At 68.6% G+C, this 25,343-nt stretch carries 33 protein-coding genes; 8 read left to right on the top strand and 25 right to left on the bottom strand.

The window, feature by feature from the left end:
* Positions 1-121 precede the first annotated feature (121 nt).
* The 6 genes from EES48_RS03720 to EES48_RS03745 form a co-directional block, all read right to left on the bottom strand.
* Positions 122-307, bottom strand: a complete 186-nt coding sequence (locus tag EES48_RS03720) for a hypothetical protein (protein ID WP_122465000.1) — start codon at positions 305-307, stop codon at positions 122-124.
* 307 nt (positions 308-614) lie between these two features.
* Complete coding sequence (locus EES48_RS03725; protein ID WP_122465001.1) at positions 615-866, bottom strand: Hpt domain-containing protein; 252 nt, start codon at positions 864-866, stop codon at positions 615-617.
* A gap of 76 nt (positions 867-942) precedes the next feature.
* The gene (locus EES48_RS03730; protein WP_240623199.1) at positions 943-2,058 is read right to left on the bottom strand and encodes a glycosyltransferase family 2 protein; all 1,116 of its coding nucleotides are present in this window, start codon (positions 2,056-2,058) and stop codon (positions 943-945) included.
* Between the two features lie 815 nt (positions 2,059-2,873).
* Positions 2,874-3,272: a GFA family protein gene (locus EES48_RS03735; protein ID WP_122465003.1), complete on the bottom strand. Its 399-nt coding sequence runs from the start codon at positions 3,270-3,272 to the stop codon at positions 2,874-2,876.
* 132 nt (positions 3,273-3,404) lie between these two features.
* Positions 3,405-3,998: an alpha-ketoglutarate-dependent dioxygenase AlkB gene (locus tag EES48_RS03740; protein ID WP_122465004.1), complete on the bottom strand. Its 594-nt coding sequence runs from the start codon at positions 3,996-3,998 to the stop codon at positions 3,405-3,407.
* Positions 3,999-4,001: 3 nt separating this feature from the next.
* Entirely contained in the window at positions 4,002-4,265 is a 264-nt protein-coding gene (locus tag EES48_RS03745) for a DksA/TraR family C4-type zinc finger protein (RefSeq protein ID WP_122465005.1), read from the bottom strand.
* Positions 4,266-4,304: 39 nt separating this feature from the next.
* On the opposite strand from EES48_RS03745, the gene EES48_RS03750 reads away from it, so the two are divergent.
* Entirely contained in the window at positions 4,305-4,565 is a 261-nt protein-coding gene (locus tag EES48_RS03750) for a HEPN domain-containing protein (RefSeq protein ID WP_205679332.1), read from the top strand.
* Positions 4,566-4,959: 394 nt separating this feature from the next.
* Here EES48_RS03750 and EES48_RS15240 read toward each other — a convergent pair whose 3' ends face one another.
* Together EES48_RS15240 and EES48_RS03760 are read right to left on the bottom strand one after the other, a co-directional pair.
* Complete coding sequence (locus tag EES48_RS15240) at positions 4,960-5,094, bottom strand: hypothetical protein (RefSeq protein ID WP_276309581.1); 135 nt, start codon at positions 5,092-5,094, stop codon at positions 4,960-4,962.
* Positions 5,095-5,258: 164 nt separating this feature from the next.
* The gene (locus tag EES48_RS03760; RefSeq protein ID WP_162997993.1) at positions 5,259-5,570 is read right to left on the bottom strand and encodes a hypothetical protein; all 312 of its coding nucleotides are present in this window, start codon (positions 5,568-5,570) and stop codon (positions 5,259-5,261) included.
* A 430-nt stretch (positions 5,571-6,000) separates the two neighbouring features.
* Here EES48_RS03760 and EES48_RS03765 point away from each other — a divergent pair, with 430 nt between their 5' ends.
* Positions 6,001-6,945: a DUF5996 family protein gene (locus tag EES48_RS03765; RefSeq protein ID WP_122465008.1), complete on the top strand. Its 945-nt coding sequence runs from the start codon at positions 6,001-6,003 to the stop codon at positions 6,943-6,945.
* A gap of 132 nt (positions 6,946-7,077) precedes the next feature.
* Here EES48_RS03765 and EES48_RS03770 read toward each other — a convergent pair whose 3' ends face one another.
* The 7 genes from EES48_RS03770 to EES48_RS03800 form a co-directional block, all read right to left on the bottom strand.
* A complete protein-coding gene (locus tag EES48_RS03770) occupies positions 7,078-8,433 on the bottom strand; it encodes an acyl-CoA thioester hydrolase/BAAT C-terminal domain-containing protein (RefSeq protein WP_162997994.1) in 1,356 nt (451 codons plus the stop codon).
* Positions 8,434-8,482: 49 nt separating this feature from the next.
* Positions 8,483-8,704, bottom strand: a complete 222-nt coding sequence (locus EES48_RS03775) for a helix-turn-helix transcriptional regulator (RefSeq protein WP_122465010.1) — start codon at positions 8,702-8,704, stop codon at positions 8,483-8,485.
* A complete protein-coding gene (locus EES48_RS03780) occupies positions 8,697-9,308 on the bottom strand; it encodes a hypothetical protein (RefSeq protein ID WP_162997995.1) in 612 nt (203 codons plus the stop codon). The genes EES48_RS03775 and EES48_RS03780 overlap by 8 nt, the downstream gene beginning before the upstream one ends.
* A gap of 121 nt (positions 9,309-9,429) precedes the next feature.
* Positions 9,430-9,825: a Rossmann-fold NAD(P)-binding domain-containing protein gene (locus EES48_RS03785; protein WP_205679333.1), complete on the bottom strand. Its 396-nt coding sequence runs from the start codon at positions 9,823-9,825 to the stop codon at positions 9,430-9,432.
* Positions 9,826-9,979: 154 nt separating this feature from the next.
* On the bottom strand, positions 9,980-10,597 hold the full coding sequence (locus EES48_RS03790) for a hypothetical protein (protein ID WP_122465012.1): 618 nt from the start codon (positions 10,595-10,597) through the stop codon (positions 9,980-9,982).
* Between the two features lie 241 nt (positions 10,598-10,838).
* A complete protein-coding gene (locus tag EES48_RS03795; RefSeq protein WP_122465013.1) occupies positions 10,839-11,024 on the bottom strand; it encodes a hypothetical protein in 186 nt (61 codons plus the stop codon).
* A 387-nt stretch (positions 11,025-11,411) separates the two neighbouring features.
* Positions 11,412-12,176, bottom strand: a complete 765-nt coding sequence (locus EES48_RS03800; protein WP_122465014.1) for a glutaredoxin family protein — start codon at positions 12,174-12,176, stop codon at positions 11,412-11,414.
* Positions 12,177-12,245: 69 nt separating this feature from the next.
* Here EES48_RS03800 and EES48_RS03805 point away from each other — a divergent pair, with 69 nt between their 5' ends.
* Positions 12,246-12,659 (top strand): MerR family DNA-binding protein, encoded by a 414-nt coding sequence (locus EES48_RS03805; protein ID WP_122465015.1) that lies wholly within the window; start codon positions 12,246-12,248, stop codon positions 12,657-12,659.
* Between the two features lie 3 nt (positions 12,660-12,662).
* Here the strand turns inward: EES48_RS03805 and EES48_RS03810 are convergent, their stop codons facing one another.
* From EES48_RS03810 to EES48_RS03840, 7 genes are all read right to left on the bottom strand, one after another.
* Positions 12,663-13,118, bottom strand: coding sequence for a DUF411 domain-containing protein (locus tag EES48_RS03810; protein WP_122465016.1), 456 nt, complete (start codon positions 13,116-13,118; stop codon positions 12,663-12,665).
* A complete protein-coding gene (locus EES48_RS03815; protein ID WP_240623200.1) occupies positions 13,118-13,579 on the bottom strand; it encodes a copper resistance protein CopC in 462 nt (153 codons plus the stop codon). Before EES48_RS03815 ends, EES48_RS03810 begins: the two co-directional genes overlap by 1 nt.
* A 12-nt stretch (positions 13,580-13,591) precedes the next feature.
* Positions 13,592-14,668, bottom strand: coding sequence for a copper resistance protein B (locus tag EES48_RS03820; RefSeq protein ID WP_122465017.1), 1,077 nt, complete (start codon positions 14,666-14,668; stop codon positions 13,592-13,594).
* On the bottom strand, positions 14,665-16,470 hold the full coding sequence (locus EES48_RS03825; RefSeq protein ID WP_122465018.1) for a copper resistance system multicopper oxidase: 1,806 nt from the start codon (positions 16,468-16,470) through the stop codon (positions 14,665-14,667). Before EES48_RS03825 ends, EES48_RS03820 begins: the two co-directional genes overlap by 4 nt.
* A 79-nt stretch (positions 16,471-16,549) precedes the next feature.
* Positions 16,550-17,107 (bottom strand): RNA polymerase sigma factor, encoded by a 558-nt coding sequence (locus EES48_RS03830; protein ID WP_240623201.1) that lies wholly within the window; start codon positions 17,105-17,107, stop codon positions 16,550-16,552.
* 7 nt (positions 17,108-17,114) lie between these two features.
* On the bottom strand, positions 17,115-17,552 hold the full coding sequence (locus tag EES48_RS03835; RefSeq protein WP_122465019.1) for a Spy/CpxP family protein refolding chaperone: 438 nt from the start codon (positions 17,550-17,552) through the stop codon (positions 17,115-17,117).
* Entirely contained in the window at positions 17,549-17,824 is a 276-nt protein-coding gene (locus EES48_RS03840; protein WP_162997996.1) for a hypothetical protein, read from the bottom strand. Before EES48_RS03840 ends, EES48_RS03835 begins: the two co-directional genes overlap by 4 nt.
* Positions 17,825-17,943: 119 nt before the next feature.
* Between EES48_RS03840 and EES48_RS03845 the strand changes: the two genes are divergently transcribed.
* Positions 17,944-18,423 (top strand): YybH family protein, encoded by a 480-nt coding sequence (locus tag EES48_RS03845; RefSeq protein ID WP_122465021.1) that lies wholly within the window; start codon positions 17,944-17,946, stop codon positions 18,421-18,423.
* Positions 18,424-18,426: 3 nt separating this feature from the next.
* On the opposite strand, the gene copD is transcribed toward EES48_RS03845, so the two are convergent.
* From copD to EES48_RS03860, 3 genes are all read right to left on the bottom strand, one after another.
* Positions 18,427-19,332, bottom strand: a complete 906-nt coding sequence (copD, locus tag EES48_RS03850) for a copper homeostasis membrane protein CopD (protein WP_122465022.1) — start codon at positions 19,330-19,332, stop codon at positions 18,427-18,429.
* Between the two features lies 1 nt (position 19,333).
* Positions 19,334-19,687, bottom strand: coding sequence for a copper homeostasis periplasmic binding protein CopC (gene copC, locus EES48_RS03855; protein WP_122465023.1), 354 nt, complete (start codon positions 19,685-19,687; stop codon positions 19,334-19,336).
* 289 nt (positions 19,688-19,976) lie between these two features.
* A complete protein-coding gene (locus tag EES48_RS03860; protein ID WP_240623202.1) occupies positions 19,977-22,433 on the bottom strand; it encodes a membrane-bound PQQ-dependent dehydrogenase, glucose/quinate/shikimate family in 2,457 nt (818 codons plus the stop codon).
* A gap of 517 nt (positions 22,434-22,950) precedes the next feature.
* On the opposite strand from EES48_RS03860, the gene EES48_RS03865 reads away from it, so the two are divergent.
* The 4 genes from EES48_RS03865 (at position 22,951) to EES48_RS03880 (ending at position 25,342) form a co-directional block, all read left to right on the top strand.
* A complete protein-coding gene (locus EES48_RS03865; protein ID WP_122465025.1) occupies positions 22,951-23,427 on the top strand; it encodes a hypothetical protein in 477 nt (158 codons plus the stop codon).
* A 104-nt stretch (positions 23,428-23,531) separates the two neighbouring features.
* Positions 23,532-23,996 (top strand): PLP-dependent aminotransferase family protein, encoded by a 465-nt coding sequence (locus EES48_RS03870; RefSeq protein ID WP_122465026.1) that lies wholly within the window; start codon positions 23,532-23,534, stop codon positions 23,994-23,996.
* 49 nt (positions 23,997-24,045) lie between these two features.
* Positions 24,046-24,558 (top strand): hypothetical protein, encoded by a 513-nt coding sequence (locus EES48_RS03875; protein ID WP_162997997.1) that lies wholly within the window; start codon positions 24,046-24,048, stop codon positions 24,556-24,558.
* Between the two features lie 34 nt (positions 24,559-24,592).
* On the top strand, positions 24,593-25,342 hold the full coding sequence (locus tag EES48_RS03880) for a fimbrial biogenesis chaperone (RefSeq protein WP_162997998.1): 750 nt from the start codon (positions 24,593-24,595) through the stop codon (positions 25,340-25,342).
* The last annotated feature ends 1 nt before the right edge of the window (position 25,343 follow it).

The following is a 25,343-nucleotide window of genomic DNA, read 5'->3' on the forward strand; positions in this document are numbered from 1 at the left end:
TATTCGCCCGCAGCCGTACGGGCTTTCCGGGCGGCGACGACCCAGCGGCCTAGTCACCCCGGGCCAGCGACGCATATTCCCGAAGTCCGGCGTTGTGTGGCAGATCCCTAGGGAGGGCGCTCTACCAGCACTTCACGCGCGAAGGCCTGCCGGCGCGAACAGGCTGGTCATCGTCGACGTTGGCAGGGCGGGTGGCGCCGGCCAGGCCGAGCAGCAGGCGCCGGCCGCTCGCGCCATCGGCCAGCTGCGTCAGGGCGGCGAGCAATTCGATGCGCGCGGCCGCGTAGGTAAGGCCGCCGAACGCCACCGACAGATAGAGGGAGGGCAGCGGACCCTCGGCCTTCTCCCAAAGCTCGTCGCCGGCTTCGACGCCGTCCTGGTGACGGAACGGGACCGGGTCAGGTGCAGGCGACGCTGACGCCGCTCTCGCCTCCGCCGGCGCCTGGCCCGGGGGAGAGTGACGCTGGCGCTGCGCTAGTGCGCGCCCTCCAGCCGCTCGCGGGTTGCCTGAACTGTCTTGGGGCCCTGGCCGCTCGCCGCGTCGGTTCTTTGGGGCCGGCTGGCGTGGTTCCGGCCCTGCTGCGCACCGCCGTCAGAAGATCCGCAATCGGTCGTCACAGGCTGGAGAGGGCTTCGAGGAGCTCGGCCAGGTCGAGGGACGTCGGACGGGCGCCGTCCGCGATGGCGCCATCCAGTCGACCCGCGATCTCGCCGAGCTGCGTGTAGCCGAAGACCCCGGAGACGCCCGCCAGTCGGTGAATGAGGTGAGCGACGTCCTCGTCCGAAACAGGCGTAATGAGGCGCGCCCTGTCCTGGCGGCACCGCGCGATGAACTGCTCACGCAGAGGCTGGAGCGGATCGGTCATCGGGCGCGTCCGAAAGAGATCGACGACGGGAGCGCCGGGCGGCCGGGCGCGCCGGCGGCGCCGCGCGACCGGGCTGTCACGTGGCCGCTCCGCCGCCGGTGGGGCCGAAACCGCGGCGCGTCATGGTTCCCCAGGACTGGCTTTTCCTGAGGTACTGCCAGACGCCGCGAAGCCGCCACAGATTGTTGATCTGGCGGTAGCCGAAGTTCTCCAGCACGGCCATCGCGGTCAGAAGGACAAGATGGCGGGCGCGCGGGAAGCGCCGCAATTCCGATTCCTCCAGGGCCAGGGCGCCTACCGAGATCACGACGCCGAAGGTGAAACTGACGGCCAGGAAGGCCAGCAGATAGTCGGTGGACAGGACGCCGGCCGCCCAGAAGGCGGGGATGAGCAGGTAGCCGAGCAGTTCGATGATGGGGCCGAGGACGTCGACGAGCAGGATGTAGCCGAAGCCGACGAAACCGACGCGGCCGTATCGCGGCTTCACCAGCATGTCCCGGTGACGCTCGAAGGTCTCCAGGGCGCCCCGATGCCATCGCGCGCGCTGGCGACCGAGGACGCGGAAACTCTCCGGCGCTTCGGTCCAGCAGACCGGTTCGGGTACGAAGGCGACCCGGTAGGGCTGGCGCTTGTCGCGCATGAGCCGGTGCAGCTTGACGACGAGCTCCATGTCCTCGCCGACCGTGCCATGGGTGTAGCCGCCGACCTCGATGACCCGGGCGCGCCGGAACAGCCCGAAGGCGCCGGAGATGATGGTCAGGGCGTTGATGCGGCTCCAGGCCAGGCGCGCCATCAGGAAGGCGCGGAGATATTCGACCGTCTGGAGCAGCGCCAGCAGATTGCGCGGAGGGCGGACCTCGACCACTCGGCCGTGGGAGATGACGCAGCCGTTGGCGATGCGGACGGTGCCCCCGACCGCGACGGTGCGCTCCGGGTCCTCCACGAACGGCCTGACGGCTCTGAGCAGGGCGTCCGGCTCCAGCAGGGAGTCGGCGTCCATGGAGCAGAAGATGGGCGCGCGGGACACGTTGACACCCGCGTTGAGGGCGTCGGCCTTACCGCCGTTCTCCTTGTCGATCACGATCAGGCGCGGCTGATGGGTGGCGGTATAGATTCCCCGGATGGGGGCATGGGCGATGGCCAGGTCGTAGTGCCGCTGGGCCGGCCTGAGCTCGAAGGTGTCGATGAGCACCTGCAGGGTCCGGTCGCTCGATCCATCGTTGCAACGGCGCGCGGACCGACAGCCAGGGAAGAATGCCCTGCTTGTCCGGGTGGAAGGTCGGAGCCGAAGAGCGCCTGGGGTGGAGGCCCCCCAGGCGCTCCCGTCACATAATCAAGCCGCAGGCCCGGCATTTGGAGAGCTGTACGGGCGACGGCGGCGATCCGGATCGAACTCGCCCCGGGGAAACAGGGGAGGCTGGGCCATGAAGCGCGGGGCGAAATCCACGATGCGCCTGGGCTGAATGGACGAGGAACGGATAACAGAGAAAGACGTGCCCGCCGGACCGGTCGCCAGGCTGACCCCGCAATCGCGGGGGGAGGCGAAGCCGTCCGCCGCCTGCCGCAGGGATGCGCCCCGCTCTCCGCAAGGCGGGAGTTCGCGAGCGATCGTCAAAGCGACCCGCGCCGGATGCGCGTCGGGGCGTCGTTCTGGCCGACATCGGACAGCAGGAACAGCAGCAGGAGCGCGCCCCGGTGCTCTTGATATTGGCCCGCCATTCCATGAAATCCGGGGAATCGCCGAAGCTCACATCGATGTGCCAGCCGTCGTCCCCGCCGACTGGTTTGATGGAAAGTGGGGATCTGACGGTCCCTCAGCCCCTCAGGCTCAGGATAAGGCGACGATTATTTTCCCTGGCCCTGAAGGGCCGAACATTGATCTAGGCGGCGCCTGGGTGCGCCGGGCGATTACGCCCTCAGATCAGCGGGAAGAAAATGGCCTTCATCATCATGGCGCAGACCATGCCATCAGATGAGATCTGGCGGCAAGCCGGTAGCGAGGGGGCTCTAGGGCGCCCGCTTGTGCGCGTGCTGGGGCTTGTCCAGGGCGCTAAGCCAGGGTTCCCGCCGGACGATCCAGGATTCGTACTGCGGCTCCAGCAGTCCAATTTCGTCGAGGCTGCCGATCGAGATTTCCACCTCGTCGCCATTGAGCGCGATGACCCGTGACCCGCAGGCGTCGCAGAACTGGCGGTCATATCCGGGGGAGCTGAACCAGCTGCGCGGGCTACCGGTCACTTCGACGGCCGCCGCGTCAAAGACAACGAAGGGATTGAAAGCCGCGCCGTGAGCCCTCCGGCAGGTCAGGCAGTGACAAAGCCCGACCCGCAAAGGCTCCGCCCGCGCTCTGAAGCGGACCGCGCCGCATGCACATCCTCCGGAGAAACGCTTCGAATTCCCTTGCATGGGGGCTCCAACGTCAGTTCGGACTGTTCGATCCGTCGTCCTCGGTCAAGCCGCGTGCGGGACGCTTGGGCGGCGCCGACCCTCCGATCGGGGCCGCCGTCAGACTGTTGCACCCGCCGCGGGCGGGCCTCATCAGCCGGCCCGGGGACGGAGCGTGCGGAAGGTCACGGAGTAGCGGAGCTGATCGCCGGGGGCGATGCTGTGCTGCCACGCCTCGCGGGCGGGGCCGTCGAGGAGATAGGCCGAACCCGGCGGCAAAGGTCGCGACGCCCGCCGCCAGCCTTCGTCTGTCGGTCGCCGGAAGCGGAGCACGCACGCCGAACCGAAGGACAGGCCGACGACCTTGCCGTACTCGGGGCGATCCCGGTGCCAGCCGATGCCGGCCCCGGGCGCGTATTCGGTGACGAGCGCCTGCGTCAGATCGGCCGGTGCGATGTCGGCGAAGGCGGCCGCCGCCGCGCGCAGCGGCTCAAGCCACTCGGGCAGGGGGTCGGCCCGGTCGACGCGATTGTGGGTGAAGTCGTAGCGGGAGCCGAAGGCGACGGTCCGGCGATTGCCCTTGAAACCGCGGAAGTCGAAAGGGGCGAAGGCCAGGGTCTGGAAGCGGCGGACAAGACTGTCACGGGCTTGGGGCGAAACCGCGTTTTCGGCGTACTGCAGGCCGACGGGCTCGGTCACGGCTGGGGCCTGCCTCAGTTCGGGGAAAAGCGAGGGGGTGTCGTCCATCGATCAGCGCAACTGGCTGTCCTTGCTGCCCCGCCGGTTGATGCCGGCGATGACGACCCGACTGTCGCGGCCGGACTGGCAGGGAACACAGGTGGTGACGCCGGGCAGCGCCTTACGCCGCGCCTCGGGGATGGGGTCGCCGCATTCCACACAGTCTTCGGTTCCCTCGCCGGCGGGCATGCGGGCGCGGGCTGTGAGCACGCCGTCGAGGACGGTGTCGTCGATCTGATCCAGGACCGCGCCATCGCGGGTCCAGCCGCCGGCCATCGGGGAACTCCATGACTTGAATGGGGGGAGACGCTGGAGATGGGAATTCCCGCTAAGAAACCAAGCCTTACCGGTTGCAGGAATTTCCCGCGCTCCCACAACATCAAATTCCTCCGCTCCCTGGCCGAGGACGTGGATCGGCGGCTGACGGCGGCATGGCCCTGGGAAGCTCGAGCGGATCGGTGTCGGTTCGAGCTTCTGAAGCGGGCCTATGTCGAGGCCCGCTACTCCGACCAGTACGACGTGACGCCGGAGAATCTGCGGCGCTCACAGGGGCCGCGAGCCGGCTTTGGGACCTAGTGGCCGAGGCCTGCCGCGAGCGGATCGAGCGGCTCCGGGCAAAGGCCGGTTACGGCGCCTGAACCCCGACGATCGGGGACGACGCAGCGAAATCTTCGAAGGGCTCGACGATTGGGAAGGCATGGACGTCTCTGAACCTCTCATGCGCGCGTCCGGGGCGCCCGCCCGATGCACTGAGAACGGGCCGGCGGTGGCGGTCCGCAGGCGGGTCCCGTGAGGGCGGCGGCGGAGCCGCCGGACTTCGGGGCGTCCGCGCCGCGGCTGGCGCGCGCCCTGATCGGGGCCGCATTCTGGCGAGGCTCGCCGAGCGACGCGGGCGCGCGCCTCCCGGAGTATGATGACAATCGGCCACGAGATGGCGCTGCCCGGCTCGGAATAGCGGGATGCCGAGCGGTCAGAAGAGGTAGCGAACGCGACCCGGCTGGTTCGGATAGCCCGCCACCACGGCGCTGCGCGGAACATTGATCAGGGGTTTCACCTCGAGCCCCTGGAAGCGATAGCGCCGAACACGCCGGGCGTCCGGCGTCATCAGCGCGCTCAGGTCCGATGGGGTGAGCTCGACGTGCAGCAGCCGGAGCCCCTGGCGGCGGCGATGGTCAATGCCCTCGCGGATGCGATCACGAACCGGGTCCTCCGCGAGCGGGCCAGGGCTCGCCGTGGGGGCGTCGGATCGGAGGCGCGGGCCGGGCGCCGTCACGGAAGGAACTGGATTGTGCGGACGAAGGAGGCGGCGCCGGCGGGTGCGTCGGAGGTCTCTCCCTCTATCAGGGCGAGGGCGGCGTCGGCGAAGCCGAGCCCGGGGTGGCTGTCCCGGATAACCCGGCAATCCTCAGCCCGGTTGTCGGGCCCAACCGCACAGCTAAGTGTCACGGACACGTCGGCCAGGGGTTTCTTCGCCGGGCCGACGGCCGGAAGGTCTCGTTTCACGGCGCCGCCGACCGGGACCGGAGCTATTTCCACCGGAGCGGCGATCATGAGTGCGGCGGCGGCGAACAAGCTGATCACGGAGGTCTCCTTCGCCATTCGGAATGGTCACGCGCATCGATTGTTCCCTGAGTCCGGCGGGCGACGGGCGCCGGGGGCGGCATGCCATCTTGCGTCCTGGGCGAACCGTCAGGGCCTAGCTGCGCATGGGCGCACCCGGCAACCGCGGGTCCCGCCCGGGGCCGGGGCGTCACCATGGGCAAGCCTTCAGGCCAGAGCGATAGCCGCGCCCCCTTCGATCTGGGGGGTTGTGCCGTCCGGTCTTGCGCCGGGAGCAAGGGGCCCGAGATCTCGTCGGCAACGCGACGTGTGGTATGGTGTTAGCCAGGGCATGGCGCGTCGGAACATGATCGCTCGCGGAACCCGGCTGCGCCCCCGGCCGGTCGGACGTGGGACTTGCGAGATGTTGCGTGCCGCGGGGCACAGCCTGGACGCGAAGATGGAAACGAGTATGAGCGGGACAGACGCGACGCTCTGGCCGGACCTTACAAGTCCGACGCTGGACGAGACCGCGCGGACGCTGCAGCTCTGGAGCCAGATCGTCGGCAAGGTGCGGCTGCGATACACGCCCTGGGTCAACCACTCCTGGCACGCGACCCTCTATGTGTCCGCGCGCGGTCTGACGACCTCGCTCTTCCACATCGGCGACCGGGCCGTCGAAATGGAGTTCGACGTCGTGGACGGCGCGCTGGTGATCCGTGACGCGGCCGGGCCGGAGCGCCGGATCGCCCTTGTCGCGGGCGGCATCGCCGATTTCCATGCGCAGGTTCGTGGGGCTTTGGCCGAAATGGGGCTCGAAGTCACGATCGACGACCGACCCAACGAGATTCCGGACGCCGTCCCGTTTTCGCAGGACCGCGCGCCGCGGTCCTATGATCCGGCCGCCGCCGTCGCGCTGTGGCGAGCCCTGGTCCGTATCGATCGGGTGTTCAACGCCTTCAGGACCCGATTCCTCGGCAAGTCGAGCCCGGTCCATCTCTTCTGGGGCAGTTTCGATCTGGCGGTCACCCGCTTCTCGGGCCGACGCGCGCCCCCACACCCCGGCGGGATCCCGAACCTTCCCGACGCCGTGACGCGGGAGGCCTATTCGCATGAGGTGGCGAGCGCCGGCTTCTGGCCAGGAGGGGCGGGAATCGCGCCGTCCTTCTACGCCTACGCCTATCCCACGCCGGCGGGCTACGCCGAGGCGTCGATCCGGCCCGACGCCGCGCGCTTCGATACCAGCCTGGGTGAATTCCTCCTGCCCTATGAGGCCGTGCGCACGGCGCCGGATCCGGAGGCCATGCTGCTGGACTTCCTGCAGTCGGCCTATGAGGCCGCCGCCGACCTTGCCGCGTGGGACCGTCACGCCCTGGATTGCGACCATGGGCGTCACGGGTCTCCGCGGAAGGTGTGACTGGCGGTCGGGGAGCGGCGTCGCCGTCGCGGGCGTCGGAGGCGGCGGTCGGGACACAGCTGACCGGCTTGGTCGCATCTGGGCGACGGCCGGTCTCGATGAGATCCAGCGGAAAGACAGCCGTGTCTGCGATCAATGGGGCGTCAGCGTTCGTTTCAGAAAGGCGAGGATTTGCGGCCAGGCGTCGATTTGAGCCCGTGCATTGGCTGAGGCCGAACCTCCCCCTCTGTCCAGTCCGACGATTGTCGGGGCCCAGCCGTCGCCGCTGACATCGTGCCCAGCGTCAGGATAGACTAGCAGGGTGGTGTCTAGCCCGGTTACATCGCGAGCCGCCGCAAGATTGCGGGCCATTTGGCCGGATTTCCACTCGCTGTCGGCGTCTCCGGCAACCAGCATGACCGGGCCCGGAAAGTCCTCGATGCGAATGCGTGCATCGGCCTCACGCTCGGGATGTGCCGCGCGTCCATCTTCGTGGATTTTCAGAAGATCGGCGCCGGGCCCGGCCAGAAGGCCGTCGACGAAGCCGACATAGGGCATGAAGGGCAGGGGCCGACCCTCGAACGAGAAGGATGACCGGACACCTTCCGCCTCGATCGTCTCCAGTCCCCACCCCTCCCACACCAGGTCGGACGGGGCGATGGCGACGACTGAGGTGAGCCACGGGTATTTGCTGGCGGCGATCAGGGCGAACTCGGCGCCTTTGGACCCTCCAAACAGCGCGATGCGCTCGGCATCGACCTCCGGTCGCGTGCGCAGCCATTCGCGAAGTTCGGCGATCTGGTCGATCCGGATATCGATGAAGCTGCCCGGAAGCTCGGCGATTGCCTTGGGCGGCGCATGCTCTCCCCAGTCGGGTGAGTAATACGGCAGGCCCACGACGGCATAGCCAAGCGACGCCAGCTTGGGTCCGAACCGCTCGCTAGCGCCCGTGCCGCCATCGGCGCCGTGGAGAACGACGACCACGGGGCGGGGCGTTCGGCCGGGGAGGCGGTAGAGCGTCGCCGAGGGAAACCCCGGGACGGCTTCGGTCATCACCTCGGCCAGGCCGCCGATCAGTTGCGTCGAGCCCTCCGCCACGACGATCCCGTCAATGCGCGCCGTCAGACGGACCTCGCCGCGTCTCCAGGTCTCCGGCGGGGTTCGATCCGACGGCGTCATCGACCAGAACAGGCCGGCGGCGTCGGCGCCCTCATAACTGCCTTCAACCGGGATCGCGGTGGCCAGATTCACCTCGCCATTTGGATCCGCGACGAAGCGGGCGCTGGACGCATAAAGGAGGGGCGGCCTGCCGAAGCGACGCTCGGCCGATATCTCCACGTCGGCGCCCGGCGCGACGGCGGCCAGACGGATCGTCACGGGCTGACCCTGGAGCACGGCTCCCGCCGGTTCGATCTGGAAGGATTGGGCGGCGGCCTGTCCTGCGGGCGCGAGAAGGGCGAGAGCCGCGACGGCCGCGACGCCGGGGGAGGCCCATGGTTTGCGGTGCATGCAAGCTCCTTGTCGGCGCATCAGCGCCGCGTTTCTGTGGAGGAAAGAGTCAGCCGGGCGGGGACCGCCAGTAGAAGAGATCGTCGACCGGTCGCCGGAAGACGAGCGCCAGGCGCATGGCGAGTTCGAGCGATGGCGCGTACCGGCCCGCCTCGAGGGAGATGATTGTCTGTCGGGTCACGCCCGCCGCCTTGGCCAGGGCTTCCTGGGTCATCTCGTCGTGGTCGAACCGCAGCCGCCGCAGATTATTTCCGATCGCGTGCTCAGCCATCGGAGTCCTCCGGCCTGGACGCCCCCCAGTAGCCCTGGAGTTGGGTGGTGAACGCCACCACGCCGCTGATCAGGATGAGCACGACGAGCAGATTGCCGATGACGAAGGGAGTCAGCCGCTCCGTCACCACGACCGGGGCGAAGCCGAGGGTCAGCAGCAGGACGACCAGCAGGCCAATGAGGCCTCCATATCCGGCGCGCGCTCCCCGGTTGGCCATTTCGGCGTCCCGCTCGTCGCGATCCATCGATCGGGGCCGCAGGATGACCCACCCTGCGGTCGCCCCGAGGATCAGGAGCCAGTTGTCGACGGCCAAGGTGTTTCCGCGGCCGACGTGGAGGTCCAGGCCGGAAAGCAGGGCGACGGAGAGATGGCTAGAGACAACCGACAGTGACGCCATCGCGTGCCAGGCCCGCCGCTCATACGGGCCCGGCTCGTCTCCGGTGACGGCGGCGCCGTGGTCCCAACGGCGGCGTGCCATGCCGGCCGCGGCAACCAGCAGTACGGCGCCGACCAGCCCGGGCCAGAGCGGCCACATCGCCCAGCTCCAGGCCAAGGCGCCGCCCAGACCCAAACCGCCGGCCATAACGAGGATAATCCGAAACATAGTACTCCCCACCAGACATAATGTCTGGTATAGCGTACATTATGTCGCGTCAAGCGTACGGCCATGTCCGCTTTATGCGTGTGAGCCAGCTGCGAAAGATCTGGGCGCGGCGGCCGGCCCGTCAGGCCCAGGCGCCGGTCGCGACTTCCTCGCGGAATTCGAAGTCGCCATCGGTGGAGGCGCTCAGCTCGCGCCAAGCCATCAGTTCGGCCTGGAGGCTGTCGATCTTGCCCTGGACCAGACGCAGGGCGTCGGATCCGGCGGCCCAGCGCACCGGCGGGTTCGCCGCGTTCGCCAGGGCCACCAGGGCCTGGCCCAGCCGGGCCGGATCGCCGGCCTGGTTGCGGCTGCGGCCATCGTAGAAGCTCTTCAGGGCGGCGGACGGCTCGGAAACAGCCCAAGGGCGATAACTGACGCCGGGTGCCCAAGCATCGCGGAGCGCGGCATCAGACCAGTCGCCGCCGAGCAGGCTTTCGGGGCGCTGACAGGACCAGAGGCTTGTCGGGCCCGAGCGCATGCCGCCTTGATGCGCGTCACAGGCATCGCGAGCACAAAGCCGAGGTCGTGCTGTCGAGGGACCTGTTCGAGGCCGACGCGCGAGCCCGACGCCGAGAGAGCGGTTCGAGCCATCCGCCCCGACGGGATCGAACGTTAGCTGCGTCTGAACGGCTTTATGGCGGAGACCACCCGCCGGCGGCGATGAGCCCGCCCGCGGCACGGGCGACATTCCAGAGCGAGTAGAGCAGGACGACGCCGAGGGCCCCGACCACCGCCGGCCGCCAGGACGCCAGGGCGGCCACGCCCGTGCCGCAGACGAAGATGGCGACCCCGATCCAGAGTCTCGGCGAGCGCGCCATCTCGGCGAAGCCGGGGTCGGCCGCCGCCAGCGCCATGACCAGCAGGGCCACGATCAGATTGGCGGCGAGGATGCAGGCGAAGATAAGCCGCCGGTGGGCCCAGAAATGCGCGTCGAGATCGATGCGCGCATTAGCCCCTTCGGCGGAGGTTCGGGGGAAGGTGATGCTGGCCGCGACATAGAAGGTCGCCGCGATGGCCAGGCCCATGACCAGAAGGGCCAAATTGTAGGGAGCGCCTCTGAGCAAGGCCCAGGCCTGGTTCCAGAAGGTGGTGATGTCGATCGCGACGAACAGCGCGAGCATCGGTGTGAGCAGACCGAAGCGGATGCGTTCCCGCTCGTGCAGGACACGGGCGAGCCCGCCGACCAGTTCCGCCACCGAAAGGCCCAGCAGCAGCCCATAGAAGCTGAAGAAGAATTCGAAAGCGCTCATAATCCCCCACCGTCGCTGTCCGCTTTACAGGGTCCGTCTCTTCGCGCCTATCCAGACCGCTGGGTTTCAGCCTGCTGCGGCTCAAGCGACCAACATCCGTCCGTTGGCGTCGCCGGCTTGCGGCGAGGCTTCTCGGCCTGACGGAGGGCGAGGCTCTTCCGTGCCGGATTGCTTCGGCTTCCAGCCGCCTGGAAGACGTTCGTGCGCTACACTGATCCGGCGACGCGCGGCGCGGACTCCGTCAGGTCTGTTGAGGCGCGCGTCCACACAACGGAACAATCGTACGCTCCGACGGGCCTGGGCCGCCGGTGAACCGCTCATCCAGGTCGCGCGCCGAGGCCAGCAGGGCGCGCGCCAGGTTCGGCGTGCCGATCTGCGCGGCCAGTCGACGGGCGGTCGCCGTGCGAATTCGTAGATCCGCGTCCATTGTCACGGCCCTCCGCTGGGATGGTCGGACACTGTCGCTCGGCAAACGGTAACACGCCGTCACCGCGTCACGGCCCCAGCCGACAGGAAGAGGAATTTGCCCGAACTCAGGTCTTGATCCTCCAATCGAGCCCGTAGGCGTCGTTGAAGACCGGGGGCGTGCACCACGACCTCACCTCGGCCCTGTAAGATCGGGTTCAGGCTCCGGCGACCAGACGCCCGACGACCGCGCTCAGAGCGAAGATCACCGAGATGAGTCCAAGATAAGGTCCGGCGCGCTGAAGTTTCATTGTCCCTCCGGACGGCACGCCCGGTGGCCGGGCCCGTTCCAGCAATGCGCCTCAGCGGCGTTCGGTCGCAGGCCCCGGGGCGTGGTGCGGTCGTGGCCCTACATCGCCATCGCCGGATTGGCGCCCCGGAACGCCGTGACCAGCATCCACACCGCCATGGCGATCATCATCAGGTTCTCGGTCAGGGACAGGAAACCCAAGGGCACGTTGCTGTCTCCGCCGACGCAGGCGCATTTCAGTTCGCGCTTGTCGACATAGACGGCCTTGAACACGGAGATCGCCCCGATGCCGCCGATGATGAGGGCGACGGGCGCCGACAGCCAGGTCAGGACGCCCGCGACCATCAGGGCCCCGGCGCCGAATTCGGCGAAGGGATAGATCTTGCCGTAGGGAATCCAGCGCTTGGCCAGCAGGTCGTAGTTCAGGAACATGGTCGAGAAGCTCTCGACGTTCTGGAGCTTCAGCATGCCCAGCACCATCATCGACAGGGCGATGAACCATTCGCCCGCGCGCACGGTCAGGGGCGCGCCATAGACGGTCAGGCTCAGCAGGGCGGCCATGACGGCGGTGGTTAGGAAGACGACCAGGACCGGGGTGTAGGTCGTCGCCTTGGGGTCGCGGACCTTGAGACCGAGGAAACGGCGCAGATCGTCGTGACCGCCGATCCGCCGTCCGTCGATGAAGACCTGGGGCGTGGTCTTGACCCCGTGCTCGGCCCTGAAGGCGTCGGTCTGCTCGCGCGTCGTCAGCCAGCGGTCGTCGACCTCGTAGCCCCGGCTCTTCAGCAGATGACGAGCCTTGAGCCCCCAGGGACAGGTGTGGTCGGGCATCACCATGCGGTGGATGGTGGCGGTCTTGGTCATTGCAGCCTCCGTGATCTTCTCAATTCGAGGCCCTCACCCTAAGTTCCGGACCGTGGTACGGAGTCAAGCATGACCGAGCGGACGATCGCGGGCCTGGCCCGGGAGGGTGGTGTCGGCGTGGAGACGATCCGCTTCTATCAGCGGCGCGGCCTGATGCCGACGCCGGGGCGATGGTCGCGCGACGGCGTCGGCGCGGGCATTCGTCGCTACGGCGAGGAGGACGTGCGCCGATTGAAGTTCATCCGCTCGGCCCAGACGGCCGGGTTCACCCTGGAGCAGATCAAGGAACTGCTGTCGCTGGATGCGGGCGAGGATCGGGCGCGGGCCCGCGTGCTGGCGGCGGAGCGACTGGAGGCGCTGGACCGGACCATCGCCGATCTGGAGGCCGCGAGAGCGGCCCTGAGGCGGCTGGCGAGCGCCTGCGCCGTGAAGGACAGCGGACCGTGTCCGATCATCGCCGCCTTCCAGGGAGAAACCGCCTGAGACTCAGGCCCCGTTGTGGCGGCCGAAGACGGTGGCCTTGCCGCTGCGGTCGATCAGCAGGGTGACATAGGGTTCGCGTCCCGCCGCCTCCATGCCGGGCGATCCGGCGGGCATCCCGGGCGCGGCGAGCGCCACGGCCCGTGGTCGCTCACGCAGCAGCCGCGCGACATCGGCGGCCGGCACATGGCCCTCGATGGCGTAGGCGCCGACCACGGCCGTGTGGCATCCGGCGTAGCGATCCGGCACGCCGTGGCGGGCGCGGATCGGGGCGAGATCGTCGCGCTCGATCACCTCGACGGTCCAACCGGCGCCGCGCATGTGCGCGACCCAGCCGTCGCAGCATCCGCACCACGGCGTCTTGTAGGCGGTCATGCGACGGTCCTGGGCCGACACCGGCCCTGCGGCGATCGCGGCGGCGACACCCCCCAGAATGGTGCGCCGGGTCTGGGCGGCGATCATCAGTGCACCATGAAGCGCACCGCGCCCGTCATCTGGTGACCGTCCGCGCCCTCGGCGGTCCAGTTCAGGACATAGTTGCCGGGCGTCAGCGTCGGCAGGTCGGCGGAGACCCGCGTGGTGGCGGCGGCTGCGACGACCGGCACCGACACGGCGGTCTGGCCCTCGGCGGTCACGGTGACGGCCTTCAGGGTCATGGCGTGGGGGAAGGTGGCGGTGAACCAGTCGGGCGAGCCATTGGTCATGTCGCCGTCCGCCGGGCTGGTGACGACGCCGTGGTCAGCATGGTCGGCGGACGCCGTCTGGCCATGGGCCGCATGGGCTTGCTGCGACCCGTGCGCGGCGTGCCCGGCCTGGGCCTCCTGCCCCATCTCGCCGCAGCAGCAGCATGCCGCAGCAGCCTGGGCAAGGCTTGGGGCCGCCAGAGCCAGGGTCAGGACGAGGGCGGGGATGATCTTGCGCATGGACGGTGCTCCTCAGAACCAGGCCTTCAGGCCGATGACGAAACGGGTCTGTTCGGGGTCGCCGCCCGCCGCACGCGTGAAATCGGCGGTGTCGCCGAGCTCGCGAGTCCACTCCACGCCCACATAGGGCGCGAACTCCTTGGCGATTTCATAGCGCAGACGCAGGCCCGCCTCCACGTGGGTCAGGCCCGATCCCAGACCCAGTTCGGGAACGTCGGCGGCCGAGGCCTCGACCTCGACGCGCGGTTGCAGGATCAGGCGCTGGGTGATGCGCTGATCGTATTCGGCCTCGACCCGCGCGGTCAGGTCGCCTTCGGTCGACAGGAAGGCGGCCGCGTCGACCTCCCACCAGTAGGGCGCCAGGCCCTGGAAGCCGAGCACCAGGTGGGTCGGGGTCTCGTCGCCCTCGCCGAAGTCCTGGCGCACGCCCGCCTGGACGTCCCAGAAGGGCGAGATGGCGCGGCTGTACAGGGCCTGGACCTCGCCCTCGATCTCGCCGTCGAAGTCTCCCTCGGCCTCGGACTTCCACCAGAAGCGGTTGATGTCGCCGCCGGTCCAGCCCGCGACGTCCCAGGTCCAGCCTTCCTCGCCGTCGCCGAAGCCGACCTCCAGGCGGTCGACGATGACGGCGGTGGCGCGCACGTCGCCGTTCTCGCGCCTCAGGCCTTCGCGGGCGCCGGCCATCCGGTCCGCTCCCCAGAGGGCGTCGGCGGCATGGGCCGGACCCGACAGGGCGGCGTGTGGCAGGGGCGGCTGGCGCGGACGGCCTTCGTCGTCCGCGCTGGTGGGCACGTCGGGCGGGCCGCTCGCCGCGTGGGCGCCCATGTCGTGACCCGCGTGGGCATCGGCCTGGGCGGGCATCGCATGACCGGCGTGAGCATCGCCGGCCTGAGACGGCGCGCCCATGTCGTGCCCGGCGTGCGGATTCGGTGCTGGCGAGGCGGGGGGCATGGTGTGACCCGCGTGCGGGTCAGCCGTCGGTGCCTCAGCTGGCCTCGGCGGCGGAGCCGTGTGCTGGCTGTGATCCTGGGCGGTCGCGGCTCCGGCGGCCAGCAGCAGGGGTGCGAGGGCGGCTGTCAGGCGGATCATGACGCCGCTCCATCCAGAGGGCGGACGGTGACGACGTTGAACATGCCCGCGTGCATGTGCATCAGCATGTGGCAGTGGAAGGCCCAGTCACCGGGCGCATCTGCGGTCAGGTCGAAAGTCACCTTGGACCCCGACGCGACATTGACCGTGTGCTTCAGCGGCTGATGCCCGGCCGGGCCGCCCGTCACCAGTTCGAAGAAGTGACCGTGCAGGTGGATCGGATGCGCCATCATGGTGTCGTTGACCAGGGTCACCCGCACCCGCTCGTTCCGCTCGAAGCGGATCGGCTCGACGATCTCGGAGAACTTGCGGCCATCGAAGCCCCACATGAACCGTTCCATATTGCCGGTCAGGTGGATTTCCATCGCGCGGGACGGCGGCCTCTGGTCCCTGTTGGGAGCCAGGGACACGAGGTCGGTGTAGACCAGCACCCGGTGCGGGACATCCTCCAGCCCCATGGGCCGTTCGCCCAGGCGGTTGGCCGGGTCCGGGGAGATCATGTCCACCCCGACGCCGACCGCCATGCCGGCCGGAGCGTTGTCCGGATTGCGCATGTCGTGATCCATGCCGCCATGCCCCATTGTGGCGTGATCGTTCGGCGCGACGACGGGCTCCCCGTGACCCATGGCGGCGTGATCCATGCCGCCGTGACCCATGGCCGAGTGGTCCATCCCCGTCATGCCCCCCATACCCATGTCGCGCATGGTCAGGGTCGGAACCTCGCGCAGCGGCGGAACCTCGGCGGTCATGCCCAGACGGGGCGCCAGCGTCGCCCGCGCCATGCCGGAGCGATCCACGGACTCGGCGACGAGGGTGTAGGCGCGGTCCTCGTTCGGGCGAACGATGACGTCATAGGTCTCGGCGACCGAAATCTGGAACTCGTCGGTCTCGACCGGGCGCACGTTCTCGCCGTCGGCGTTGACGACGGTCATGGCCAGGCCGGGGATGCGGACGTTGAAGATCGACATGGCCGAGGCGTTGATGACGCGCAGACGCACGCGCTCGCCGACCCGGAACAGGCCGGTCCAATTCTCGGCCGGGCCATGGCCGTTGACCAGATAGGTGTAGGTCGTGCCGTTGACGTCGGCGATGTCGCGCGGATCCATCCGCATCCGGCCCCACATCTGGCGGTCGGCCAGCGACATGCCGTCCTCGCCCGAGATCAGACCGGACAGGGTGGTGCGCGACCGGTTGAAATAGCCGGGACTCTTCTTCAGCCGGTCCAGAATTTCGTGGGGATGAAGGAAGCTCCAGTCCGACAGGACGATCACATGCTCGCGGTCGTAGGCCACGGGATCGGCCCCCGCGGGGTCGATGATCAGCGGCCCGTAGTGGCCCATCGCCTCCTGGAGGTTGGAGTGGCTGTGATACCAGAAGGTCCCAGACTGGATGACCGGAAACTCATACTGGAACGTCTCGCCCGGTCGTATGCCCGGGAAGCTGACGCCCGGCACGCCGTCCATATGGAAGGGCAGCAGCACGCCGTGCCAGTGGATCGAGGTGTCCTCGTCCAGGGTGTTGGCGACTGAGAGCCGTGCGGGCTGACCTTCGCGCAGGCGGATCAGGGGCGCGGGCAGGGTGCCGTTGACCGTGATGGCATGGCCGGTGCGACCGCCCACAGCGAAGGGCGAATGACCGACGCTGAGCCGGACGTCGGGACCTTCCAGTGTCGGCAGATCGGCGCGCAGGCCAGGCGAGCCGGTCTGGGCCCAGGCGGGCAGCAGGCCCTGCGCGGCCAGCAGCCCCGCGCCGCCGGCGAAGCCACGCAGGAGCGCGCGGCGGTCAGTCTGTAGGGAGGTCATGCGTCAGGTTCAGCCTGTCTGTCTGATCCGACTTACGCCGTTGTCGAGCCCGACCCTCGCGACAGCTGGTCGCAGGGGCTCAATCAAAGGGGCCAATCCGATCCAGCAAGGCCCTGCGCGCTCGCGCGATCCGCAGCTCGACCGCCTTGGGCGAGAGGCCCAGGATCTCGCCGATCTCGGCATGCGACCGGCCTTCGAGGACCGCCAGCATAAGCGGCGCGCGCTGACCGCCGGGCAGGTCGGCGAGCGCGCGGTTCAGCCGTTCGAGACGCCGCCGCTCATCCACGCGGACATCCGCGCCCGGCGCCGGGTCGCCGACCGCCATGGCCTGAGGCGCGTCTAGTCCCATCACGCCCCGCACCATTCGCCGCACCCGGCGACGGCGGCTCCAGTCTCGGCATTTGTTGAGGGCGATGGTCCGCAACCAGGCCCCGAAAGGCCGCGCCGGGTCATAGCGGCGTATCGACAGCCAGGCGGCGGCGTAGCTTTCCTGGACAAGGTCCAGCGCTTCGTCGGGGTCGCCGACATAGCGGGCGACGAAGCGATGCAGGTCGCCCTTGGTGGCGGTCATGAGGCGCGAAAACGCCGCCCGGTCTCCCTGGGCGGCCTTGGCTTCCTCGGTGTCGCCCGCCCCCACGCTCGCGTCAGTCGGCGTCGGCGCGCAGGGTCTCGGCCACGGCGCGGTCGAACACTTCCGCCTGTTCAGGCGTCAGCACGGCGCGCATCTCGAACACATGGCGGATCGTGGCCATCTGGAGATCGCCCATGGCCGCATGGAAGTGATCGACGGCGGCCTGGACCTCGGGCGTGTCGCCCCGGCTCTGGGCGATGGCCGCGGACAGTTCCGCATTGGCCTCGCGCACCTCGGCCTCCAGGGGCGCGCGGCGCGCGGCGAAGGCGTCTTCGATCTCGTCCAGGCGCCGATCCTGCTCCGGGCTGAGATCAAGCCGGTCGTGAACGATCTGGTGGAGGTCAGTGGGCCTGTCCTGACGCGCCTGCAGGGTCATCGCGCCCCAGGCGGCGGCGGCCCCGACGGCGGCGGCCATGACGGCGGTGGTCAGGGTGGATTTCAGCCCGCTCATCCCAGGGCGCTCCGGACATCGAGAGGCGTCGCGGCCATGCGCGGGCTGAAGATCGACAGTTCGCTCGGGGTCGTCTGGAGGTCGGGCGCCGTCACCCCGCCCGCGACCCCGCCGATGACCGCCGCGGCTCCGAGGGCGGCGAGGCGCACGGTCCGCTCGCGAGCCTTCGACCGCGCCTGGTCGACCCGGGACCACACGCCGTCTTCCAGGCCGTCCAGCGCGAGGACGGCGTCCTGCGAGCCGCGCACGATGAGGGTGTCCAGATCGGTCATGCCGAACGTCTCCAACTAACCCAGTTCCCTACGCGGCGATCTCGCCACACCCTCGTGAGGGGGCGCTTCACAGCCAGCGTAGGGGGAGCATAATCCGATCCGTCATCCAGGAGTCGTCGATGAAGCGCCTGATCCTTGCCGCAGCTCTCGCCCTCTCGGCGCCCGCCGCCGTGGCGCACGACGGTCCTGGCTCAACAGGTTCGGTCCAAAGGGTGAGTGACGCGGCGGCCCCGGCGGTCGCGGTGGTGGACGCCTTCCACGCCGCCCTCGGATCCGGCGATCCCGAGGCGGTGATGTCCCTGTTGACCGAGGACGTCATGGTTCTGGAGGAGGGTGGGGCCGAGCGGTCGCGAGACGAATACGCCGGCCATCACCTGCCCGCCGACATGACCTTCGCCGCCGCCACGACCGCCGAGGTCACGCGTCGGGCCGCCTGGGTCGAGGGCGATGTCGCCTGGGTGCTGACCGAGGGCCGCACGGTCGGCGCGTTCAACGGGCGGCCCGTCGCTCGTCTGACCGCCGAGACCATGATCCTGCACCGCGACGGCGACGTCTGGCGCATTCGCCATATCCACTGGTCCTCGCGCGCGCCGGCCTGACCCTCACATGGAGGCGGGCGGCGCCTGGACGCCCATCGCCGCGACCAGACCGAGCAAGGCGACGCCCGCCGCCAGCTCGACGCCGATGCTGATCCGCAGGCGTGTGAGGGGAGGCGCCGGCGCCCCGCGCGCGACAGCGTCGGCCAGGGCCGGCGTCAGCGTGAAGCGATTATGTGCGGCCAGACCCAGCATCAGGCCAAACAGCGCCAGCTTGGCGAGCAGCAGCAGGCCCCAGGTGGAAGTGGCGATGCGCGCGACGCCGTCCGAGCCCACCAGGAAAGCCGTGTTGATCAATCCCGTGATCACCAGCGCCACGACAGCGGCCGTGCCGATGTTGGCGAAGCCCGCCAGGGATCGGGCCAGGGTGTCCGACGGGGTTCGCGACACCCGCAAGAGCATGAGGCAGAACCCGGCCAGGGCGCCCAGCCAAAGGGCGGCGCCGAGGGCATGGACGATGTCGGCGATGAGATGAACCCATCCGAACGCGCCGCCGCTGGCTGCGCCGTGGCCGCTCCAGGCGAAGCTGGCCGTGGCTCCGGCGAAGGCGAGGACAGCCAGTGTCCGCGTGACCGTCGGGCTCCGCCCGAACGCCAGAAGGGCGCTGCCCACCACGGCGAGCGCGGCGCGGGCGATATGAGCCATGCCGAGACCGGTCGATTGAATGACGTAGCCGATCGCCGCCGCATCCAGCCCCGCCGCCCAGCCGCCCGCCATCATGGCCGTTTGGGCGAGTAGCCCGCCGACCGCGCCGGCCGCCAGAGCCAGCCCGGCGAAGACGGCGACCCTAGTCGAGGCTCCCGTCGGGCGGGCGTCCGGGGCGTAGGTCTGAAAGAACGGCAATCCCAGCGCCACGACCGCCGCAGAGACCTGCAGCCACCGAAGGGCGACCACGGTCAGGTCGATCGGCACGTCAGCGGACGGTGAAGCTGTAGGTTCCCGTCATGCGGTGACCGTCGGCCGCGGCGATGGCCCAGGTCACCCGATAGGTCCCGGCGGTGAGGGGCGCGGGGAACGATCCGGCCAGCGTCTTGCCGTCCTGCGACACCGCCTTGGTGACGGGCACCGGACGACCCCGTCCGTCCTCGACCTCGACGCTGGAGAAGGGCGCCGCGAACCGCTCACTGAACGTCAGGCTGAGCCCCCGGGGCGCGGTGACGGTCGCGCCATCGCCGGGGGTCGCGGAGACGAGTCTGGCATGGGCCAGCGCCGGAGGCGCGCCGAGAGCCACGGCCGAGGCGATGACGAACGGTAGGATCCGGTTCATGGGCAACTCCTTCAGTGCTGTCATCTACGCCTGCTCCGTGATCATCCCTCATGGGGAAGGCGAGGGCGCTTTGGCCAGATCATGATCGAGGCCTGGCCCTGGAACATGCAAGCTTCTCATCACGCATCGGAAGCGGACCTTCCAGACCAAAGTAAGGGATCCGGGAGGCAATTGGGCTTCTCCACCTATAGAAAGCTTAGACCTAGCCAGCTGTGATGCGGTTGGGTATCCGCTCGGGTCTTCCAAACGAACCGAGCGACGCCCTCGTCGACCGTCCGCGTTAGCGGTCTCACCTGCGAGGCAGGGCCCAGGCGATCACATGGTCTCCCGCCGGCGTCTCCATGAAATGGTGGCCGCCCGCCATCAGCACCAGATACTGCCGCCCGTCCTGCTCATAGACCATGGGTCCGGCCTGTCCTCCGGCCGGCAGCACCTCGGACCAGACCGTCTCGCCGGTTTCGATGTCGATCGCCCGGATCAGGTCGTCGGTCGCGGCGGCGATGAAGATCAGCCCGCCCGCGGTGACAACCGACCCGCCGTTGTTGGGCGTGCCGATGTCGAGCGGCAGCATCGAGGGGATGCCGAACGGTCCATTCTTGCGCGCCGTTCCCAGCGGCCGGTCCCATACGGTCTCGCCGGTGCGGATGTCGATGGCGCGGATGCCGCCGTAGGGAGGTTGTTTGCACAGCATCCCGGTCGACCCCATGCGCCATCCGGCGTTGACGTCGATGGCGTAGGGCACGCCCATCTGCGGATCTCCCGCGCCTTCTGCGCCCTGGGGAACGCCGCCGCGCGAACCCGGCGTCTGTTCCTTCAGGCGCGGATCGCCATGCGGGAACCAGCCCTTCTCATTGGCGACCTGGCGAGGCACCAGACGGTTGTAGTTCGGCATGTCATTGTAGTTGGCGATGACCCAGCCGCGTCGGGGATCGACCGCCACCCCGCCCCAGTCCGACCCGCCGTTGTAGCCGGGGTACTGGATCCAGCGCCGATCGGTGGTCGGGGGCGTGTAGATGCCTTCATAGGCGGCCTGACGGAAGCCGATGCGGCAGATCATCTGGTCGACCGGCGACATGCCCCACATGTCGCGCTCGGTCAGATCGCGCTTCGCCAGGGTATGAAAGCGGGAGAAGGGCTGGGTCGGGGCGCGCTCCGCCGGTTCCACCCCGCCCCGGGCCGCGGCGCGGTCTTCGACGGGGACGAGAGGCCGGCCGGTGCGGCGGTCCAGGATATAGAGGTCGCCCTGTTTGCTGGGCAGGACCAGAGCGGGAACGACGCCGGACGCCGTGGGATAGTCGATCAGGGTCGCCTGCGAGCCGAGGTCATAGTCCCAGACATCCTTGCGAACCGTCTGGAACGACCAGGCCGGCCGGCCGGTGGTCACGTCCAGCGCCACCAGCGACGTGGCGTAGCGGTTTTCGGCCTCCGACCGATCGCCGCTGTAGTAGTCGGCGGCGGAGTTGCCCATCGGCAGATAGACCAGCCCCAGCTGTTCGTCGCCCGAGGCGGTGGTCCACATATTGGGCGTCCCCCGTGTGAAGGTGTCGCCCTCCGCCGGACGGCCGGTCAGGTCGGGACGGGTCATGTCCCAGGCCCAGCGCAGCTCGCCGGTCACGACATCGAAACCCTGGATCACGCCCGACGGCGCGGACCGATACTGGCCGTCCAGCACCTGGTGGCCGGTGACGATCACGCCCCGGACGATGGTGGGGGCGGAGGTTATCGACACCATGCCCGGGATAACGTCGCCCATGCCCATCTTGATATCGACCGCGCCGTTGGTCCCGAAATCGGAACACGGACGGCCGGTGCGGGCGTCGACAGCGATCAGGCGGCCGTCGAGCGTCCCCTCGATGATCCGGGCGCGGCACGGCGCCGTTTCCCCAGCGCCGCCCGGCGATGCCGCGGGAGGAGCCGGCGTGGCGTCGCCGGTGCGTTCGGCCGGGGCGGACGCGGAGGTCGGTACCCCGGTTTCATGATAGGCTACCCCGCGACAGGCGGCGGTGTAGGGAATCCAGTCGTCGGAGACGTCGGGGTCGTAGCGCCAGCGCTGCCTGCCCGTCCGGGCGTCGAGAGCGATCAGGATATTGCGCGCCGAGCACAGATAGACGGTGTCGCCGATCTTCAAGGGCGTCGTCTCCGCGCCCCATTTCTCTTCGGGCGTGTCGCCGGTCCGGAAGGTCCAGACCCGCTCCAGTTCGCCGACGTTTTCGCGATTGATCTGGGCAAGCGGCGAATAGCGCCGCGCGCTCTCCGTCCCGCCGTAGGCTGGCCAGTCGGCGCCGGTGGCGCGCAGGGACGGGTCCGACATCAGCGCGAGCGCCGCTGTCCGCGGGTCGTTCGGCGGCATCGGGCGGTTGGCCTGGGCGATCACGACGCCGGAGAGCAGCGCTCCGACGATGAACACCGCGGCCCCGCCCAGGGCCAGCCGCCCGCCGCGGCGCGTGTCCAGTGCGGGCAGGGCGGCGATCACCAGCATCAGCAGAACCGCCGGGGCGACCACGCGCGGCACGAGGGCCCAGCCGTTGAGCCCGACCTCCCAAAGAGCCCACAGCACGGTGAGGACGAATACGACGACGTAGATCCAGGCCCCGACCAGGCTGAGCCGCCACAGCATCGCGCCGGAGGCCATCAACCCCAGACCGGCGAGCAGATAATAGGGAGAGCCGCCCAACGCCAGCAGCCATGCGCCGCCGACCGTCAGCACCAGGCCGAGGATCACGAAAACAGCCGCGAGGACTCGCACGGCGATGCTCCCGACTCCTCTGACCGTCTTGACCGTCCCCATTTCGAATGCCTCGCCCCAGCTTCACCCCAAGTGTGAACCGACCGCGCCCGGACTGGTTCCGGCCTTTCAGGCTCAGGACGCCAAGGCTGGGCGCAACGCGGCCCCGGTACATCCGCATCTCAGCTCGCCTCTCAAGCGAATCCACCGCGCCAAACATCGTCAATTTCCGCCATTGCGGTTGAAAGCGACGTAACGCTGCTCTTTGTGCTTGCGCTTTCTGATTTGGCTCGGTTATTAAGAAACCGTTAAGGCCTCGGGAGGGCTGGAGGGGGAAAGTCATCCGTTAGCAAACGCGGGCTCATCGAACCCGTAAACGAAGCACGGTGGCGGTTTTTTGGCGTACGCGTCACGACCGCGTCAGTTTCGTGAAGGATGACGCACGCCTGACGGTTGGACTGAAGCTTCAAACATCATCACTTCACTGCGGTCGAACCTGCGGGTCATGACCGACATCTTGAAACCAAGGACACTCATCATGAAGCGCATCCTCGTCGCCGCCGCCGCCCTCTCCGCCATCGCCGCTCCGGCGTTCGCTCAAGACGCTCTGAACCTGTCGGGTTCGGTGGCCCCGGTCTGCACCATCACCGCTCCGGCCGACAACAACGCCGTGAACCTGTCGGGCGCCACCACGCTCGGCAGCCTGACCGTTCAGTGCAATGATCCTCAAGGCTTCACCGCCTCAGCTTCGTCGCTGAACAGCGGCCGCCTCGTTGAAGCGAACAACCCGACCTACTACACCTACCAGTTGGGTGTGAACGGTGTCGGCAATCAAAATCTTTCCAGCCCGGTCTCCTTCAGCACCGCTAGCCTCGGCGGCAATGCTGGTGCCGCCGCCGCTGCGGCCGTCGGTGGTATTCCGGTTCAGGTGAGCCTGCAGAACGTGGCTCGCGTCGGCTCCAACTTCGCCGGCAGCTACTCCGACACGATCACCTTCTCGATCGCCGCAAACTGAGACGAACGGGAGGCGGCGCCGACCGGCGTCGCCTCCCCCTATACTCTTGACCATCCGTCGGGCTGAGACTCAAGGCCCGTCTACGCTGTCGCAGGAAGATCACCGTGAAGCGCATCCTCATCGCCGTCGCAGCCGTCTCATCGCTTGCAGCGCCCGCTTTCGCCCAGTCATCAGACTCGATCAATCTGAGCGGTGAAGTGGCGCAGATTTGCACCATCGCCACAAGCGGCGACCAGACGATCAATTTAATTTCGGGTTCCCAAGACGTGGGCGACGTCACGATCCATTGCAATGATCCCGGGGGCTTCACCGTCACCGCGACATCGGCCAAGAACAGCGCCTTGGTCCATACCGAGGCGCCTGGTTCTTCCTATGCCTATACCATGAACTCGACGCCATGGGGCGCGGTTCGGTTCGGGGTTCCGGTCAATGCCAACGACATCGGAGGCGCGGGCCTTTATGTCACGCCGCAAGTCGTCGGGCTCGATATCTCGGTCGGCTCGATCACCGGCCCAGCCTTTGCCGGCGACTATACCGATCAGGTGACGTTCACGATCAGCGCCAACTAGGGCAAAGACAAAGCGTCGCCGGTCAGGCGTTGCTCAGGTTTTTCGCATCATGATCCTTCGCACCCTCGCCACTGGTCTCCTGCTCGCGACAGCTGCCGCTCCGGCGCTTGCGCAGCAGGCAGACGTGGGCGCGGGCGCGAACATGGCCACGTCGGGCACCATCGAGATGCGCGCCACGACGCCCGAGGTGTGCACCGTGGTCAGCGGGGTGGCGGAGGTCACCACCGTGGACCTGACCACGACCTCGGGGCAGGTGCTGGGCGACCTGACCTATGTCTGCAACAGCATCTCGGGCTTCAGTCGGCGCATCTTCAGCGAGAACAACGGCGCCCTGGTGCGCGGCGACGACCGCATCGCATACCGGTTCGCCCATGGCGGCGCGGCTCCGCTGGCGCTGGCGCCAACCGAGCTGAGCTCGCCGGTCACCACGGCCGTGGCGCCCTTCGGCGCCATCACGGTTGGCGAGAGCGGGCCGGTGTCGGTTTACATGCCGGGGTCAACCACTGGTTTACTCGCCGGCGCCTACGAAGACACGGTGACGGTCGAGATCACCGCCGAATAGGCGGCCGTCCACCCGGGGGTAAAGGCTTATGAGGATGTTCAAACCCGCCCGCTGGCGCGCCCTCGTGGGCGCCGTCCTGGCGTTTGGCCTGGTGGTTACGCCGGCCTCGGCCATGCGCGTGCAACCCATGTCCTATGACCTGACGCCGTCGGGCCGGGGCGCGACCCAGGACATCCGTGTCGAGAACACCAACGCCACCCCCATGCCGGTCGAGATCCGCGTCGAGCGCCGCCACATCGGCTTGAACGGCGAGGAGACGCGCGAGCCGGCCGAGGACGACTTTCTCGTCTTCCCGCCCCAGGGCATCGTGCCGCCCAACGGCTTCCAGAATTTCCGGGTCCAGTATATCGGCGATCCGGCGCTGACGCAGACCGCCCTCTATGTGATCACGGTGGCTCAGCTGCCGGTGAACACCACGGGCGCGGAATCCTCCGGCGTCCAATTCCTGTTCAACCTGGGCACCTCCGTGGCGGTCAGTCCCGAAGGCTCGACGGCCGACGTTCAGGTGACTTCGGTGGAGCCCGCGGCCGAAGCCAACAAGCTGCGCGTCACTGTGACCAATCGCGGAAACCGCTATGCGCGCCTGCATAACGGCAGCTGGACCTTCACCACCGCGGGCGGGGCCAGCGAAACCCTGATCGGCGAAGATCTCCGCGCGGCCGTGTCCCAGCCCCTGATCGAGCCGGGCGCGACCCGGATCATCGAGCTGCCGGTCAGCGAGCGCTTCGTGCGCGAAGGAGCCTCGGCTCGCTTCGAATACGTGCCGATCACGTCCGGACGATAGT

It is taken from the genome of Brevundimonas lutea (genome assembly GCF_003704105.1).
Taxonomy (GTDB): domain Bacteria; phylum Pseudomonadota; class Alphaproteobacteria; order Caulobacterales; family Caulobacteraceae; genus Brevundimonas; species Brevundimonas lutea.

Excerpts from the sequence above, each read along its gene's own strand:
- EES48_RS03780 (WP_162997995.1), bottom strand. The coding sequence starts at position 9,308 with ATGTTTCGGATTATCCTCGTTATGGCCGGCGGTTTGGGTCTGGGCGGC.
- EES48_RS03790 (WP_122465012.1), bottom strand. The coding sequence starts at position 10,597 with ATGAGCGCTTTCGAATTCTTCTTCAGCTTCTATGGGCTGCTGCTGGGC.
- EES48_RS03820 (WP_122465017.1), bottom strand. The coding sequence starts at position 14,668 with ATGATCCGCCTGACAGCCGCCCTCGCACCCCTGCTGCTGGCCGCCGGA.
- EES48_RS03725 (WP_122465001.1), bottom strand. The coding sequence starts at position 866 with ATGACCGATCCGCTCCAGCCTCTGCGTGAGCAGTTCATCGCGCGGTGC.
- copC (WP_122465023.1), bottom strand. The coding sequence starts at position 19,687 with ATGAACCGGATCCTACCGTTCGTCATCGCCTCGGCCGTGGCTCTCGGC.
- EES48_RS03840 (WP_162997996.1), bottom strand. The coding sequence starts at position 17,824 with ATGACCGATCTGGACACCCTCATCGTGCGCGGCTCGCAGGACGCCGTC.
- EES48_RS03745 (WP_122465005.1), bottom strand. The coding sequence starts at position 4,265 with ATGGCCGGCGGCTGGACCCGCGATGGCGCGGTCCTGGATCAGATCGAC.
- EES48_RS03810 (WP_122465016.1), bottom strand. The coding sequence starts at position 13,118 with ATGATCGCCGCCCAGACCCGGCGCACCATTCTGGGGGGTGTCGCCGCC.
- EES48_RS03800 (WP_122465014.1), bottom strand. The coding sequence starts at position 12,176 with ATGACCAAGACCGCCACCATCCACCGCATGGTGATGCCCGACCACACC.
- EES48_RS03775 (WP_122465010.1), bottom strand. The coding sequence starts at position 8,704 with ATGGCTGAGCACGCGATCGGAAATAATCTGCGGCGGCTGCGGTTCGAC.
- EES48_RS03865 (WP_122465025.1), top strand. The coding sequence starts at position 22,951 with ATGAAGCGCATCCTCGTCGCCGCCGCCGCCCTCTCCGCCATCGCCGCT.
- EES48_RS03770 (WP_162997994.1), bottom strand. The coding sequence starts at position 8,433 with ATGCACCGCAAACCATGGGCCTCCCCCGGCGTCGCGGCCGTCGCGGCT.
- EES48_RS03750 (WP_205679332.1), top strand. The coding sequence starts at position 4,305 with ATGGGAATTCCCGCTAAGAAACCAAGCCTTACCGGTTGCAGGAATTTC.
- EES48_RS03825 (WP_122465018.1), bottom strand. The coding sequence starts at position 16,470 with ATGACCTCCCTACAGACTGACCGCCGCGCGCTCCTGCGTGGCTTCGCC.
- EES48_RS03845 (WP_122465021.1), top strand. The coding sequence starts at position 17,944 with ATGAAGCGCCTGATCCTTGCCGCAGCTCTCGCCCTCTCGGCGCCCGCC.
- EES48_RS03875 (WP_162997997.1), top strand. The coding sequence starts at position 24,046 with ATGATCCTTCGCACCCTCGCCACTGGTCTCCTGCTCGCGACAGCTGCC.
- EES48_RS03880 (WP_162997998.1), top strand. The coding sequence starts at position 24,593 with ATGTTCAAACCCGCCCGCTGGCGCGCCCTCGTGGGCGCCGTCCTGGCG.
- EES48_RS03815 (WP_240623200.1), bottom strand. The coding sequence starts at position 13,579 with ATGCGCAAGATCATCCCCGCCCTCGTCCTGACCCTGGCTCTGGCGGCC.
- EES48_RS03835 (WP_122465019.1), bottom strand. The coding sequence starts at position 17,552 with ATGAGCGGGCTGAAATCCACCCTGACCACCGCCGTCATGGCCGCCGCC.
- EES48_RS03795 (WP_122465013.1), bottom strand. The coding sequence starts at position 11,024 with ATGGACGCGGATCTACGAATTCGCACGGCGACCGCCCGTCGACTGGCC.
- EES48_RS03765 (WP_122465008.1), top strand. The coding sequence starts at position 6,001 with ATGAGCGGGACAGACGCGACGCTCTGGCCGGACCTTACAAGTCCGACG.
- EES48_RS03740 (WP_122465004.1), bottom strand. The coding sequence starts at position 3,998 with ATGGACGACACCCCCTCGCTTTTCCCCGAACTGAGGCAGGCCCCAGCC.
- EES48_RS03805 (WP_122465015.1), top strand. The coding sequence starts at position 12,246 with ATGACCGAGCGGACGATCGCGGGCCTGGCCCGGGAGGGTGGTGTCGGC.
- EES48_RS03785 (WP_205679333.1), bottom strand. The coding sequence starts at position 9,825 with ATGCGCTCGGGCCCGACAAGCCTCTGGTCCTGTCAGCGCCCCGAAAGC.
- EES48_RS15240 (WP_276309581.1), bottom strand. The coding sequence starts at position 5,094 with ATGACGCCGGACGCCCGGCGTGTTCGGCGCTATCGCTTCCAGGGGCTC.
- EES48_RS03735 (WP_122465003.1), bottom strand. The coding sequence starts at position 3,272 with ATGCAAGGGAATTCGAAGCGTTTCTCCGGAGGATGTGCATGCGGCGCG.